This is a genomic window from Actinoplanes sp. NPDC049802, from assembly GCF_040656595.1.
Lineage (GTDB): Bacteria > Actinomycetota > Actinomycetes > Mycobacteriales > Micromonosporaceae > Actinoplanes.
On the sequence record NZ_JBFAMR010000002.1, the window covers coordinates 66,519 to 80,842 of the forward strand.

A 14,324-nucleotide genomic window follows, 5' to 3' on the forward strand; every position below is an offset into this window, starting at 1 on the left:
TGTAAGCGGTGTTCTTAAGTTGAGCTAATGTTTTTCTCATGCTGGAGATCCGCCGTCTCGTCCTGCTGCGTGAGCTGGCCATCCGCGGCACCATCGCGGCCGTCGCCGACGCGCTGAACTTCACGCCGTCCGCCGTGTCCCAGCAGCTCAGCCTGCTGGAGAAGGAGACCGGGACGCAGCTGCTGCGCAAGGCCGGCCGGCGGGTGCAGCTCACCCCGCAGGCCGAGGTGCTCGTCGCGTCGGTCGGCGAGGTGCTGGACACGCTGGAACGCGCCGAGGCCCGCTTGCAGGCCGCCGCGACCCGGGTGACCGGGCGGGTCCGGGTCGCCGTCTTCCAGTCGGCGGCGCTCGCCTTCATGCCGGCCACCCTGCGGGCCATGGCGTCGCTGCATCCGGACGTCCGGGTGGAGATGACCCAGCGCGAACCGGAGGAGGCGCTGCGTGAGACCTGGGCACGGGACTTCGACATGGTCATCGCCGAGCAGTACCCGGCGCACGCCGCCCCGCACCATCCCGGCCTGGACCGCCGGGGCCTGACCACCGACGCGATCCGGCTGGCCCTGCCCCCGGTCGCCGAGTCGCTGCACCCGGTCGACTCCCTCGGCACGGCCCGGCAGATGCCGTGGGTGATGGAGCCGCGCGGCGCCGCCTCCCGCCACTTCGCCGAACAGGTGTGCCGCCGGGCCGGTTTCGAGCCGGACGTCCGCTACGAGACGGCCGACCTGCAGGCCCACATGCGCCTGGTCGAGTCGGGCAACGCGGTCGCCCTCATCCCCGGCCTGATCTGGGCGGGCCGCGGCACCCCGGCCCGGCTGCTGGAACTGGACGGGGCGCCGCGCCGCACCATCTTCACCGCCCAGCGCCTGGCCGGCGCGGCGTCACCGGCCGCCCGCGCCTTCCGCGACATCCTCGAACAGACCGTCCAGCGCTGCGCCGCCTAGCCCTGTCCGCACCGTCGTGACCATCGGGGGATCGACCAGGAAGGCGGCGAGGCGGGCCGCGGCGGCGGCCGGGGTGCAGGACGTCTCCCGGGCCGCGTTCAGGATCCCGGTCAGGGTGTCGCCGATGCCGGTGACCCGTGCGGCCACCCGTTCCGCCGGCTCCCGGTGCAGCTCGGCGGCGACGGCGTGGACGATCCCGCCGGCGCTGACCACCACGTCCGGCGCCCACAGGATGCCCCGCTCGTGCAGCAGGTCGGCGGTCTCCGGCCGGTCCAGCTGATTGTTCGCCGGGCCGGCGACCGCCGCGCAGCGCAGCGCCGGCACGGTCGCCGCGGTGAGGACGCCGCCGAGGGCGGCCGGGACCAGCACGTCCACCTCGGCGGTCAGACAGCCGCGCGGGTCGGTCCAGGCCGCGCCGGACGACGCCGCCACGGTACGCCGGGACGGGTCCACGTCGGCCGCCACCACCCGCGCGCCGGCGTCGGCGAGCAGCCGCAGCACGTGCCCGCCGACCCGGCCCACGCCGAGGACCGCGAAGCTGCGGCCGGCCAGATCGGGTGATCCGAACCGGTCGGCGACGACGGCACGCAGCGAGGCCAGCACCCCGGCCGCGGTCGCCGGGGACGAGTCACCGCTGCCGCCGGCGCGTTCCGGGCGGCAGAAGACGTGCCGGGTACGCTCACCGATCGTCACCATGTCGTCCGGTCCGGTGCCCACGTCCGGTCCGGTCGCGTAGTCCCCGCCCAGGCTCTCGATGACGTCGGCCACGTCGTGCAGCACGGCCCGCCGGTCCGGGACCACGCCCGGCGGCAGGGCCACCACCGTCTTGCCGCCGCCGTTCGGGAGCCCGGCCAGCGCCGCCTTCGCGGTCATCGCGGCGGACAGGCGCAGCGCGTCCTCGAGGCCGTCGCGCCAGTCGGCGTAGACCGACAGCCGGCACCCGCCGACCGCCTGTCCCAGGGTTGTCGAATGCACCGCCACGATGACGGGGAGCCCGGATCGCCGCCCGCGACCCGCCAGCACACGCGCATGTTCGAGGGACATCGCTTCCTCCGTACATCTGAGGGGTGGATGTCTTTGAAGTTAGGACGGCCACCGGGAGGTGACGGATCTCGCCGAACGACGTTCGGCAGGGCGTGCAGAATGGCGGAGATGGACGACATTGATTCGGCGATCGTGCGGGAACTCCAGGCGAACGCCCGGCAGACCAACCGGGACCTGGCCCGCGCGGTCGGCATCGCGCCGTCCACCTGCCTGGAGCGGGTCCGCCTGCTGCGCGACCGCGGCGTGATCACCGGTTTCCACGCGGAGGTCAGCCTCACCGCGCTCGGCCGGGAGGTTCAGGCGCTGCTGCACGTGCAGGTCCGGCCACTCAACCGGGAGGTGATCGAGGGGTTCAAGGCCTACGCGGCCGGGCTGCCCGAGGTGCTGTCGGTGTTCGTGCTGGCCGGCGGCGACGACTTCCTGGTGCACGTCGCGGTGCCCAGCGTGGACGACCTGCACGGCTTCCTGATGGACCGGTTCTCCGGCCGGCGGGAGATCGTCGGTTTCCGCAGCTCGGTGATCTACCAGCATCACCGCAACCGGGTCGTCGATCCCGGCCCCGCCGGGAACTCCCGCTGAGCGTGGGGCCGCGGGATCGTGCTTCGCGTGGCGGGTTGGGCAGAACTGAGATCAGGTTCGCCGGTGACATCGGTTGCGGCGTGGGCGCCGCTCCTGGTCCAGCCAGCTTGGAGGCAGAAACTCCGGGCGGCCGTCCGGGGCGAGGCGGATCTGCCAACCGGCGTCGTCATGGATGAGGCGATGGTGGTGGCCGCAGAGGAGTGCAAGGTTGGCGATATCGGTCGGCCCGCCGTCTGCCCAGCTGACGATGTGGTGGGCATCGCACCAACGGGCGGGGCGGTCACATCCGGGAAAGGTGCAGCCCGCGTCGCGGACGTTGAGAGCCTGCCGAAGCGTGCCGGTGGCGGTGCGGCGAGTGCGGCCCGCGTCGAGGATCTGGCCTTCACCATCGAGGAGCAGCGGTAGGACCCGGGCGTCGCAGGCGAGGCGGCGCACGGTTGCGGCGGAAACGGGTTCGCCGGAGTCGAGCGTGCCGGAGCGCAGTTGCCGTCGAAGGACGTCGTATTCGACGGTGATCGCGATCTGCGGACGGTCGCCGCCGTTGCGCGGTAACGCTCCCCCGGACAGAACGAGCCGGCACACCTCGACCAGGGCATCCGCACGGCGCTGGCCCGGTGTCCGGGTCTCACCCGTGGCGGCGAGCTCGGCGGCGACGCGACCACCAGTGAAGCCGGCACTTGCGGGATCAGCAGCCGAACCAGTGCCAGCCGAACCAGCGACAGCAGAACCAGTGACAGCAGAACCAGTGACAGCAGAACCAGCGGAACCGGTAGCGCTGTCCGGTTTGCACAGCGGGTCCAAGGCCGCGGAGACGATGGCGGCGGCCTCGTTGTCCAGGATGCCGCGAAGGCGGACGCGGCCGTCGCCGAGCGGGCTGAGGGTCACGTGGCGATGAGCATGGGCCTCACGTTCCTGCCGGTGCAACCATCGGCTTTCGACGGCTTCGGCGATGTCGGGGGCGACGTGATGAAGAATCCGGCGACCGGCGGTCCGCAGCCCGACGGGGTCGAGATGGGACGCCCAGTCGGCCAGTGTGGCCGTCGCTTCGCCACGGATCTGCGGGTTCAGGTCATCGGGCAGCTCGGCGAGCGCCACGGTGATCGCGGCGAGTTGTTCGGCGTTTACTCGACCGCCGGTGACCGCTGCGTCGAGTGCGGGATTGCGGTCGACCGCCTCGGCTTGGGCAAGCAATCGGCCGGCGGCTCCTGGGCTGATCCGGAGCACGCCACGCAGCCAGGCCCGGGCCGACGGAGCGCCCTGATCGGCCGGGATGCCGCGCCGGCTCGCCTCCTGGACGGCGTGCATCATGGCTGCCTGCAACAGCTGCTGGGCGGTGTGCACGTCGTCGAGAAACGCGAGCAACTGCGGCTGGGACAACGGCGTCAGCCGCAGGACAGCGCAATCGCCCGCCATGCCGACGAGCGCCCGGGAGACGGCCTCCGCCGGAGCCGCCCCGGGGTGGAGGGCTTCGGCGTTCAGTGATCCGGTGACCATGCCGCAAATCATCGAACATACGTACGACAAAGTCAGAGGTACTGCCGGCGCGAACTGTGCCTCTGCACCGCGGTCGCACAAACGGACGAAACGTTCGACCGTAGATCGGACGTCACGCGATAAGCACCACTCGTGACGGAGACGTTCCGGCGAAGCCGCGAACCTCCAACCCGGCAGAGCCGCGAACGCCCAACCCGGCAGAACCGCGAACCTCCAACCCAGCAGAGCCGCGAACCTCCAACCCGGCAGAGCCGCGAACGCCCAACCCGGCAGAACCGCGAACCTCCAACCCAGCAGAGCCGCGAACCGCCAACCCGGCGGAGCCGCATGGGCGCGGGCCTTGCGTTGGGCTGTCCGCTCGTCGTGGAGGCGTGCGGCGTCGTGGTGCCATGGACCACCGATGTCAGCCCGGCGGTCGCGGCACAGGCTCGGCCGGCAGCAGGTCGCGAGGTACGGCGGAACGGCCGCCGTGTGTTCGGGGCCGCTCCCACGCGTACCGGAAATCAGATCATCGAGTAGCCCGCCGGAAGCGTGCCCCGGCCGGTGAGCGCGCCCAGCACGATCTCGCCGTCGCCGAGGGCGACCGCGACGCGGGCGGCGAGCGCGGCCACCTCGGCGAGGGTGTCCGGGTCGAGGTCGATCGGCACTCCGGCGGCCGTGGCCGCGTCCCGCCCGTGCACCACCAGTTCAAGAGTGCGGGTGGGCAGCCAGTCCCGAACCCGCATGCCGCCGGCGGGGGTGGCCACCACGTCGTCGTCGCCGGCCCCGGCCAGCGCGGCGGTCGCCTGGCCGATGAAGCCGCTGACCGCGGTCGCCGGCTGGTCGCCGAGAGCCGCACCGGTGGCCCGGGCGTCCTCGGTGGATTCCTTGCGCGCGGTGGCGACCATCTCGTCGGAGGCCGAGCGGATCAGCGCGAAGTAGAACTCGGGACCCGGCACGAGCAGCGCGGGGGCACGGTCGGCGAGGACCGTGGGCACCTGGCGCAGCGCCGAGCTGACGGTGTGGCCGAGCAGGTCGCGCAGCGTCCACTCGCCGAGGCCGGGGCCGTCGAGCCGGTCGTGCGGGATGCGGGAGACGAGGTCGGCGAAGGCGATGGCGGCCGAGCGGTAGGTGCGGCGGTAGTCCATGTCATCAAACCTGCCACGCGGGGCACGATCGCGCGGCCCCGCCCCGGTAGCCTGCCCGGGTGCTGCTACCCCTGCCGGACGGCGACTTCGAGGACACCGACCCGGGTGTGGCCGCGGGCATGGGATATCCGCGTGTGCCGCCGCTGTGGGAGCGATGAGAACCGATCCATGAGGCATCAGCGGGCGGGTGCGGATCGTCCATGCTGGGCACCGCGACGTGCGCCAGGAAGTCGTCGCCGCCGGCCGGCACGCACACGGACGGCACCTCGGACGGCCCGGTCGCGTAGGCCTTGAACCCCTCGATCACCTGCCGTTTGCGTTCAGCCGGCCGGCGGGACGGCCGAAGAGACGTGATGAGCCCTGACGCATCATCCTGAGGTGGGAAATGTGTCTCTATCGCTTCATCGACGACCGGCCGGTGTCCGTCAAGATCGGGGTGGCTGTCGGGGCGGCGCTGCTGACCGCGGCCGGCATCGGCGGCATCGCGTTCACGCGCGTGTCCGAGCTGCACGACACCGCGATCAGCATCCGGGACGAAGGCCTGCGGCCGGCCGCCGCGACCGAGGCCCTCCGGCGTGCCTACATGCAGGTCCGCATCAACGCCTGGGTGGACGCGATGCTGGCGCCCGGTGACGACTCCAAGGAACATCAGGCGTTCGTGGCGAGCGTCGAGGCGATTCCGGTGGCGGCCGAGGAACTGCGCGGCACGCTGACCGACCCGGCGGCCATCGCGCAGGTGGACGTGTTCATGGACTCCTGGAACCCGTACATCGAGCAGGTCGAGGGCCCGCTGTTGCAGGCCGGCCGAACCGGGGACATCGCGAAGTACAAGGCCGTCCGCGGCGACCGGATCCCCCAGCTCGCGGCCCAGGTGCAGGAGGCGCTGGACGCGATCGTCGTCACCACCCAGAAGGCCGCCGACGACGCCGTGGCCGAGGCCGACGACGCCTCCGAACAGGCCCGGGCCGTCATCGTGGGGGCTCTGGTGGCCGGAGTGGCGATCTCCGCGCTGCTGGCCCTGCTCGTCTCCCGCCGTCTGCTGCGCGCCGTACACGCCCTCGGGGACGTGATCTCCGCGGTCGCCGACGGCGACTCACCCGCCGGGTGCCGGCTGCCGCGAACGACGAGGTGGGGAAGATGGCGACGTCGTTGGGCATCGCGCTGGACCACGTCCGGGAGACCGTGGCCGAGGTCGCCCGTACGTCGGAGTCGCTGACCAGTTCGGCCGGCGAGCTCACCGCCGCCACCTCGCGGATCGCCACCTCCGCCGACGACACGTCGTCGCAGGCGCAGGTGGTGGCGTCCGCCGCCGAGGAGGTGTCCCAGAACGTCCGTACGGTTTCGGCCGGCTCGGACGAGATGGGCCAATCGATCCGGGAGATCGCGCGGAGCACCTCGGAGGCCGCCCGGGTGGCCTCGCAGGCGGTCGACGTGGCCACGGCGACCAACGCGATCGTCGGCTCGCTCGGCGAGTCGTCGCGCCAGATCGGTGAGGTGGTCAAGGTGATCACGCAGATCGCCGAGCAGACCAACCTGCTCGCCCTGAACGCGACGATCGAGGCGGCTCGCGCCGGTGAGATGGGCAAGGGCTTCGCCGTGGTGGCCTCGGAGGTGAAGGACCTGGCTCAGGAGACCGGACGGGCGACCGGCGACATCGGGGCCACGGTCGAGGCCATCCAGGCCGACACCGGCAAGGCGGTGTCCGCGATCGAGGAGATCGCCGCCATCATCGGGCGCATCAACGAGTTCCAGTCGACGATCGCCGCGGCGGTCGAGGAGCAGACGGCGACCACCGCCGAGATGTCGCGCAACGTGACCGAGGCCGCGGCCAGCTCGGACCAGATCTCCGACAACATCTCCGCGGTGGCCGGCGCCACGCTGGCGACCAGTGACGGTGTCGGCCAGGCGCGCGCGGTCGCCGGTGAACTCGCCACCGCGGCGGGGACGTTGCGCGAACAGGTGTCCCGCTTCCGCTACTGAGCCGGCACCTGGTGGCGGGCCGCCTCCGCCTCCCACCCACTGCCGGAACGGCCTCCGGCCGGCCCTCAGGCTGTCTCACGGGCGGTGAGACCGCTCTGAAAGCCGGCCGGAGGTTGTTCGGCCGGAAACCGGGGCCTACCGTCGGCGCAACCGTGCGTTTGGAGGCGATTCTTCGTGTTTCTCGACGACAAGCTCTGGACCGGCAACATCTTCATCGGCGGCGAGTGGCGGCCGGGGCGGGGCGGCGCGTACGACGTGACCGAACCCGCCACCGGCGCCGTGCTCGGCCGGATCGGGCGGGCCACGCCCGAGGACGTGACCGAAGCCGCCCGCTCCGCCGCCGAGGCCCAGCGCGCCTGGGCGGCCACCGACCACCCGCGACGCGCCGCCGTGCTGCGCCGCGCCGCCCGGCTCTGGACCGAGCACGCCGACGAGATCTCCGGCTGGAACGTCCGCGAGGTCGGCGCGATCGGCCCGATGGCCGGGTTCGCCCTGCACGTGGCCGAGCAGGAGTGCTACGAGGCGGCGTCGTTGCCCGCCCGGCCGTACGGTGAGCTGCTGCCCAGCGAGGAGCCGCGGCTGTCGATGGCCCGCCGGGTCCCGGCCGGGGTGGTGACGGTGATCGCGCCGTTCAACGTGCCGATCATCCTGGCCGTCCGGTCGGTCGCGCCGGCCCTGGCGCTCGGCAACGCGGTCCTGCTCAAGCCGGATCCGCGGACCGCGGTGACCGGCGGTGTCACGCTGGCCCGGGTCTTCGAGGAGGCCGGGCTGCCGCCGGGCGTGCTCCAGATGCTGCCCGGCGGCGCCGACGTCGGCGAGGCGATGGTCACCGATCCGATGGTGCGGGTCGTCTCGTTCACCGGCTCGACCGCGGCCGGCCGCCGGGTGGGCGCGCTGGCCGGCGAGCACCTGAAGCGGGCGCACCTGGAGCTGGGCGGCAACTCGGCGCTGATCGTGCTGGACGACGCGGACGTGGAGAAGGCGGTCGCGGCGGCGTCCTTCGGCTCGTGGTTCCATCAGGGCCAGATCTGCATGACCACCGGCCGGCACCTGGTGCACGAGCGGCTCTACGACGACTTCGTGGAGCGGCTGGCGGCCAGGGCGGCGGCCCTGCCGGTCGGCGACCCGGCCCGCGAGCAGGTGGCGCTCGGCCCGGTCATCGACGCCGGGCAGCGCGACAAGATCCACGGTGTGGTGACCCGGTCGGCGGACGCCGGCGCCCGGGTGGCGGCCGGCGGCGAGTACCGGGATCTGTTCTACTCGCCCACGGTGCTCGCCGACGTCTCGGCCGGCACGCCCGCATTCCGGGAGGAGATCTTCGGGCCGGTGGCGCCGGTCGTCCGGTTCTCGGACGCCGACGAGGCGGTCCGGCTCGCCACCGCGAGTGAGTACGGGCTCTCCCTCGGCATCGTCACCCCGGACGTGATGCGCGGCCTGGCGCTGGCCGACCGGATCCCGTCCGGCATCGTGCACATCAACGATCAGACCGTGAGCGACGAGGCGAACAGCCCGTTCGGCGGTGTCGCGGCGTCCGGGACCGGCTCCCGCTTCGGTGGCGCGGCGGCCAATGTGGAGGCGTTCACGGAGACACGTTGGGTCACTGTGCGTAAGGAGCTACCCGGGTACCCGTTCTGAGGAAAGTTGTTTCCACGCCGTTACAGGCACTCCGGGAGCCTTGCGTTAAATGCACGTTCATCAATAATGAGCGCCATGACTCGAGCCGAGGCGATACCGGTCGACGGATCCCGGAGCACGACCGAGCCCCCCGGTGGCCGGGCACCGGCGGCACTGCCGCCGGCACCCGGCCGGGCCTCCACATCCCAGGTCATCGCGCCGGCCCGGCCGGCCGATGGCGGCACCTCGACGGCACGGCCGACGGTGCGCCTGCGCCCGCCGGCCCCCGCCCCGCCCCCCTACCGCGGCCGGGCGGCCGTGGTGCCCCACCCCGGCGACGCCGCCCCGCCGGAGAGACGCGCCCCCGGCGGCTCGGTGACCCGGCGCACCCGCGGCCACCGCGGCGCGGTCGGCGCTCGCAGGCTGGTCGGCCTGTGACCGCCCCGGCCCTGGCGAGCGGCCCACCAGCGACGGCGAGCCGAACCGTTCGCCGCGACCGGGACCACGCCGAACAATCGGACACTCACCCACGTGCGGTGACGGGGGAAGCACGACGAGCCCGCCGGGGCGCTCCACGACGGACCACGGAACGCCTGCTGCTGGCGATCGCACACCACGGCCTGCCCGCGCGGCCCGCGCCCGGCCGTCCGGCGCCCGCAGGACGACGGCGGCCACGGTACGCGGACCCGGCGACCCGCACCCACGAGTACGCCGCCGGGCCTGCGGTGACGGCCGAGCGGACGGCTGCGGCGGCGGGTTCGGGTAGCCGTACCGGAGAAAGGGGCGGCGGAGGGACGCCTGGCCGGACCGACCGCCGGCCACCTGATGTGACGCATGCGGGACGGCCACCACCCGAGCCGGCGGAAGGCCGGCGCCGGGCGAAGTGACGCGTGCGGGACGGCCACCAGACCGGCCGGCGAAGGCCGGTGGCGGGGGATGGGAACCTGTTCGGGGTAGAAGGGAAGCACCCGGCCACCGCCGGGTGGCCGCACCCGCTGAAGAGGGGAACCACTCTCCATGGGCGAAACGCCTGTCATCACGCTCAACAACGGCGTCACGATTCCGCAGCTCGGCTACGGGGTCTTCCAGATCCCGGAGGCCGACACCGCGGCCGCCGTCACCACGGCCCTGGAGGCCGGGTACCGCAGCATCGACACCGCGGCGATCTACCGCAACGAGTCCGGCGTCGGCGCCGCGCTGAAATCGGCCGGGATCCCCCGGGACGAGCTGTTCGTCACGACCAAGGTCTGGAACAACGATCAGGGGTACGACGAGACGCTGCGCGCCTTCGACGCCAGCCTGGCCCGGCTCGGGCTGGACCGGCTCGACCTGTACCTGATCCACTGGCCCACCCCGAAACGCGGACGGTATCTGGACACGTGGCGGGCGCTGGAGGAGCTGCTCGCCGACGGGCGGGTCCGCGCCATCGGCGTCTCCAACTTCCTGCCCGAGCACCTGCGGGCCGTCGCCGGCCTGGGCGGCACGGTGCCCGCGGTGAACCAGATCGAGGTGCACCCCCAGTTGCAGCAGAGGGACGCGCAGGCCGCGAACACCGAGCTCGGGGTGGCGACCGAGGCGTGGAGCCCGCTGGCGCAGGGCGGGGTGCTCGGCGATCCGGCGGTCACCCGGATAGCCACCACGCACGACCGCACCCCGGCTCAGATCGTGCTGCGCTGGCACGTGCAGCAGGGCCGGATCGTGATCCCGAAGTCGGTCACCCCGGCGCGCATCCGGGAGAACCTGTCGATCTTCGACTTCGAGCTGGCCGCGGACGAGATGGCCGCGATCGACGCGCTGGAGTGCGACGGCCGGACGGGCCCGCACCCGGACCACTTCAACAGCTGACGACCTGAGGTTTTGTGAGATTGTCGGCTCGCCGCGCTCCCGGGGGCGCGCGGCGGGCCGGGTCACAGCGACCGTCGAGCGGCTTCACAGGAATCCGCCGCATAGTGGTGGCACAGCCGGCGTCACACGGAGGTTTCGATGGGTCTTCTCGCTCTGATCAGTTTCGCGCTGCTGCTGGTCCAGGTGGTGCTGGTGGTTCGGGTGATCCTGGACTGGAGCGTGACCCTGGCCGGTCCGGCGATGCCCGGCTCGTTCCGGTCGAAGGCGCTCGACGTCGTCTACACGATCACCGAGCCGATCCTGGCCCCGGTGCGCAAGCTGATCCCGCCGCTGCGGGCCGGCGGCGTCTCGATCGACCTGGCGTTCATCGTGGTGTTCCTGGCGATCAGCGTCATCCGCTCGTTCCTCTGACCGGCCCCGGCGCCGGGCCGCCTCAGGTGCGGCCCCGCGCCGTCTCCGCGTCGGGTCAGCTCAGCCGGTCGTTCACGAACTCACATGCCGCGACGTCGAAGAAGCCGCGGCCGCCCTCGTGGCCGTCCCACTCGTAGACCTCGATCCGCTTGTCGTCTCCGGGGATCGCGTTGTACGCCGCGAACACCCCGGACGGCGGGCACACGTCGTCCATCAGCGCGGCCGACAGGATCGTGGGCGCGGTGATCCGGCGGGCGAAGTGCACCGAGTCGACATGGTCGAGGGTGTTCAGGGCCTGCTCGGCGGCGGGCGGGTTGGTCCGCAGGAACCGGACCACCTCGTTGAACGGGTCGCTGTCGGTGATCGTCACGGACCGCCGGATGTCGCAGAGGAACGGCACGCCGGAGACCACGGCCGAGACCCGGTCCGCGGCCAGCCCGCCGGCCGCCAGGGCCAGCGCCCCGCCCTGGCTCTTCCCGGTCACCACGAGCCGGGAGGCGTCGACGCCGGGCAGTTCGGCGGCGGTCTCCACGGCCCGGACCGCGTCGGTGATCAACCGGCGGTAGTAGTAGGTCTCCGGGGACAGCACGCCGCGGGTCATGAAGCCGGGGGTGGACGGGCCGGCGCCGTGCTCGTCCGGGTCGGGGGTGTCGCCGCCACGCCAGGAGCCGCCCTGCCCGCGGGTGTCCATGACCAGGTGGGCGTAACCGGCGCCGGCCCAGAACAGCCAGTCGGTCGGCAGGCCGCGCCCGCCGCCGTAGCCGATGAACTCGACGGCGACCGGCAGCGGGCCGGTGACGCCGGCGGGACGGTTCAGCCAGGCCCGGACCGGCTGGCCCGCGTAGCCGGTGAAGGTCACGTCGTACGAGCTGACGCCGCGCAGCGGGGTCCGCGCCTCGGCCAGCTTCGGTGGCAGCGCCGCCGAGCGTGCGGAGGTGAGGGTGCGGTCCCAGAACTCGTCGAAGCCGGCGGGCTCGGAGCGGGTGAGGCGGTACTCCCGCAGCTGCGGGAGGGGGAAGTCGAAAAGCGCCATGATGATCACGCTAGGCGGTGGGGTTGGCCGGTTCCACTCCGGCCGGGCACGATGGGCCCGTGCCACCGGAGACCACGTCCCGACCGCCGCACGTCCTCGAGGCGGTCCTGGAGCGGCTGACTTATGTGAACGAGGAGACCGGCTACACGGTGGCCCGGGTCGCCACCTCGCAGAGCGGGAGCGACCTGCTGACCGTGGTGGGCGCGCTGCTCGGGGCGCAGCCCGGGGAGAGTCTGCGGCTCAACGGCTGGTGGTCGTCGCACCCGCAGTACGGGCGGCAGTTCGAGGTCGTCTCGTACACCACGGTGCTGCCGGCCACCATCCAGGGCATCCGCCGCTACCTGGGTTCCGGGCTGGTCAAGGGTGTCGGGCCGGTCTTCGCCGGGCGGATCGTGGACCATTTCGGACTCGACACCCTGGAGATCATCGAGACCGCGCCGGAGCGGCTGGTCGAGGTGGCCGGGCTGGGCCCGAAACGGACCGCGAAGATCACCGCGGCGTGGGCCGAGCAGAAGGCCATCAAGGAGGTGATGCTCTTCCTCCAGGGGGTCGGCGTCTCCACGTCGATCGCCGTGCGGATCTACAAGAAGTACGGTGACGCGTCCATCTCCGTGGTGAAGAACTCGCCCTACAAGCTGGCCGCCGACGTGTGGGGCATCGGCTTCAAGACGGCCGACACGATCGCGCAGGCGGTCGGCATCCCGCACGACAGTCCCGAACGGGTGAAAGCCGGCCTCCAGTACACGCTGTCGCAGGCCACCGACAACGGGCACTGCTTCCTGCCCGCGGTGGACCTCACGGCCGACGCCGCCAAGATCCTCGATGTGCCGGCCGGGCTGATCCCGTCCTGTCTCGACGAACTGGTCGAGGAGGAGGGGGTGGTCCGCGAGGACGACGACGTCTACCTGGTGCCGTTCCACCGCGCGGAGCAGTCCCTGGCGTCCACGCTGGTCCGGCAGTTGCGCGATGGCACCGACAGGATGCCGCATTTCCGTTCTGTCGACTGGCCCAAGGCTCTGGACTGGCTGCACAAGCGCACCGGTTCCACCCTGGCGACCGAGCAGGAACAGGCCGTCCGGCTGGCGCTCACCGAGAAGGTCGCGGTCCTCACCGGTGGCCCCGGCTGCGGCAAGAGCTTCACGGTCCGGTCGATCGTCGAGCTCGCCGCCGCCAAACGCGCCAAGATCCAGTTGGTGGCGCCGACCGGCCGGGCCGCCAAGCGGCTCGCCGAGCTGACCGGCCACCCCGCCGCCACCGTGCACCGCCTGCTCAAACTGCAGCCGGGCGGCGACGCCACCTTCGACCGGGACAATCCGCTCGACGCCGATCTGGTGGTCGTCGACGAGGCGTCCATGCTGGACCTGATCCTGGCGAACAAACTGGTCAAGGCGATCCCGCCGGGCGCCCACCTGCTGCTGGTCGGCGACGTCGACCAGCTTCCCTCGGTGGGCGCCGGCGAGGTGCTGCGCGACCTGCTCACCGCCGAGGTGATCCCGCGGGTGCGGCTCACCCAGATCTTCCGGCAGGCGGCCGAGAGCGGCGTGGTCACCAACGCGCACCGGGTCAACCGGGGGCGCCCGCCGGTGTTCGACGGGATGCGCGACTTCTTCCTGTTCCCGTGCGACGACACCGAGGCCACCGCCGGGCTCACCGTGGACGTGGCGTGCAACCGGATCCCGCGCAGATTCGGTCTCGACCCGCGCCGGGACGTGCAGATCCTCACCCCGATGCATCGCGGCCCGGCCGGCGCGGGCGCCCTCAACACGCTGCTGCAGCAGCAGCTCACCCCGGCCCGGGAGGGCCTGCCGGAGCGGCGGATGGGTGGGCGGGTGTTCCGGGTCGGCGACAAGGTCACCCAGATCAGGAACAACTACGACAAGGGGGTCGCGGGGGTCTTCAACGGCACGGTCGGCGTCGTGACCGGGCTGTCGCCCGAGGAGCAGACCCTGAGCGTACGCACGGACGAGGACGAACTGATCGACTACGACTTCGACGAGCTGGACGAGCTGGCCCACGCGTACGCCATCACGATCCACCGCTCGCAGGGCTCGGAGTATCCGGCCGTGGTGATCCCGCTGACCACCAGCGCCTGGATGATGCTCCAGCGCAACCTGCTCTACACCGCGATCACCCGGGCCAAGAAGCTGGTGGTGCTGGTCGGCTCCCGGCGTGCCCTGGCCGCCGCGGTGCGCACGGTCGGCGCCGGCCGCCGGCACACCGCCCTGGCCCGGCGCCTGGGCTCGTAGCACATCGCCA

General features: G+C 72.4%; 13 protein-coding genes. 9 read left to right on the forward strand and 4 right to left on the reverse strand.

Annotation, left to right across the window (positions count from 1 at the left end; all coding sequences use genetic code 11):
• Nucleotides 1–38 precede the first annotated feature (38 nt).
• Nucleotides 39–941 carry a LysR substrate-binding domain-containing protein gene (locus AB0I88_RS01770; protein WP_361017215.1) on the forward strand — a complete coding sequence of 301 codons (903 nt, stop codon included), beginning with the start codon at nucleotides 39–41 and terminating at the stop codon, nucleotides 939–941.
• Here AB0I88_RS01770 and AB0I88_RS01775 read toward each other — a convergent pair.
• Nucleotides 879–1,985, reverse strand: a complete 1,107-nt coding sequence (locus tag AB0I88_RS01775; RefSeq protein ID WP_361017217.1) for a Glu/Leu/Phe/Val dehydrogenase dimerization domain-containing protein — start codon at nucleotides 1,983–1,985, stop codon at nucleotides 879–881. The genes AB0I88_RS01770 and AB0I88_RS01775 overlap by 63 nt on opposite strands.
• Before the next feature lie 108 nt (nucleotides 1,986–2,093).
• Here AB0I88_RS01775 and AB0I88_RS01780 point away from each other — a divergent pair, with 108 nt between their 5' ends.
• Entirely contained in the window at nucleotides 2,094–2,564 is a 471-nt protein-coding gene (locus tag AB0I88_RS01780) for an Lrp/AsnC family transcriptional regulator (protein ID WP_361017219.1), read from the forward strand.
• 51 nt (nucleotides 2,565–2,615) lie between these two features.
• Here the strand turns inward: AB0I88_RS01780 and AB0I88_RS01785 are convergent, their stop codons facing one another.
• Together AB0I88_RS01785 and AB0I88_RS01790 are read right to left on the reverse strand one after the other, a co-directional pair.
• The gene (locus tag AB0I88_RS01785) at nucleotides 2,616–4,058 is read right to left on the reverse strand and encodes a DUF222 domain-containing protein (RefSeq protein WP_361017221.1); all 1,443 of its coding nucleotides are present in this window, start codon (nucleotides 4,056–4,058) and stop codon (nucleotides 2,616–2,618) included.
• Between the two features lie 503 nt (nucleotides 4,059–4,561).
• The gene (locus AB0I88_RS01790; protein WP_361017223.1) at nucleotides 4,562–5,185 is read right to left on the reverse strand and encodes a maleylpyruvate isomerase N-terminal domain-containing protein; all 624 of its coding nucleotides are present in this window, start codon (nucleotides 5,183–5,185) and stop codon (nucleotides 4,562–4,564) included.
• A gap of 385 nt (nucleotides 5,186–5,570) precedes the next feature.
• Between AB0I88_RS01790 and AB0I88_RS01795 the strand changes: the two genes are divergently transcribed.
• From AB0I88_RS01795 to AB0I88_RS01820, 6 genes are all read left to right on the forward strand, one after another.
• Nucleotides 5,571–6,401 carry an MCP four helix bundle domain-containing protein gene (locus AB0I88_RS01795; protein WP_361017225.1) on the forward strand — a complete coding sequence of 277 codons (831 nt, stop codon included), beginning with the start codon at nucleotides 5,571–5,573 and terminating at the stop codon, nucleotides 6,399–6,401.
• Nucleotides 6,323–7,165, forward strand: a complete 843-nt coding sequence (locus AB0I88_RS01800; protein ID WP_361017227.1) for a methyl-accepting chemotaxis protein — start codon at nucleotides 6,323–6,325, stop codon at nucleotides 7,163–7,165. The genes AB0I88_RS01795 and AB0I88_RS01800 overlap by 79 nt, the downstream gene beginning before the upstream one ends.
• 174 nt (nucleotides 7,166–7,339) lie before the next feature.
• Nucleotides 7,340–8,800 carry an aldehyde dehydrogenase family protein gene (locus AB0I88_RS01805; RefSeq protein ID WP_361017229.1) on the forward strand — a complete coding sequence of 487 codons (1,461 nt, stop codon included), beginning with the start codon at nucleotides 7,340–7,342 and terminating at the stop codon, nucleotides 8,798–8,800.
• 75 nt (nucleotides 8,801–8,875) lie between these two features.
• Entirely contained in the window at nucleotides 8,876–9,217 is a 342-nt protein-coding gene (locus AB0I88_RS01810) for a hypothetical protein (protein ID WP_361017231.1), read from the forward strand.
• 579 nt (nucleotides 9,218–9,796) lie between these two features.
• The gene (locus AB0I88_RS01815; protein WP_361017232.1) at nucleotides 9,797–10,624 is read left to right on the forward strand and encodes an aldo/keto reductase; all 828 of its coding nucleotides are present in this window, start codon (nucleotides 9,797–9,799) and stop codon (nucleotides 10,622–10,624) included.
• Nucleotides 10,625–10,762: 138 nt separating this feature from the next.
• Nucleotides 10,763–11,035 (forward strand): YggT family protein, encoded by a 273-nt coding sequence (locus tag AB0I88_RS01820; protein ID WP_361017233.1) that lies wholly within the window; start codon nucleotides 10,763–10,765, stop codon nucleotides 11,033–11,035.
• Between the two features lie 55 nt (nucleotides 11,036–11,090).
• Here AB0I88_RS01820 and AB0I88_RS01825 read toward each other — a convergent pair whose 3' ends face one another.
• Nucleotides 11,091–12,068 carry an acetylxylan esterase gene (locus tag AB0I88_RS01825; protein WP_361017235.1) on the reverse strand — a complete coding sequence of 326 codons (978 nt, stop codon included), beginning with the start codon at nucleotides 12,066–12,068 and terminating at the stop codon, nucleotides 11,091–11,093.
• A gap of 59 nt (nucleotides 12,069–12,127) precedes the next feature.
• Here AB0I88_RS01825 and AB0I88_RS01830 point away from each other — a divergent pair, with 59 nt between their 5' ends.
• Nucleotides 12,128–14,314, forward strand: a complete 2,187-nt coding sequence (locus AB0I88_RS01830; protein ID WP_361017237.1) for an ATP-dependent RecD-like DNA helicase — start codon at nucleotides 12,128–12,130, stop codon at nucleotides 14,312–14,314.
• The last annotated feature ends 10 nt before the right edge of the window (nucleotides 14,315–14,324 follow it).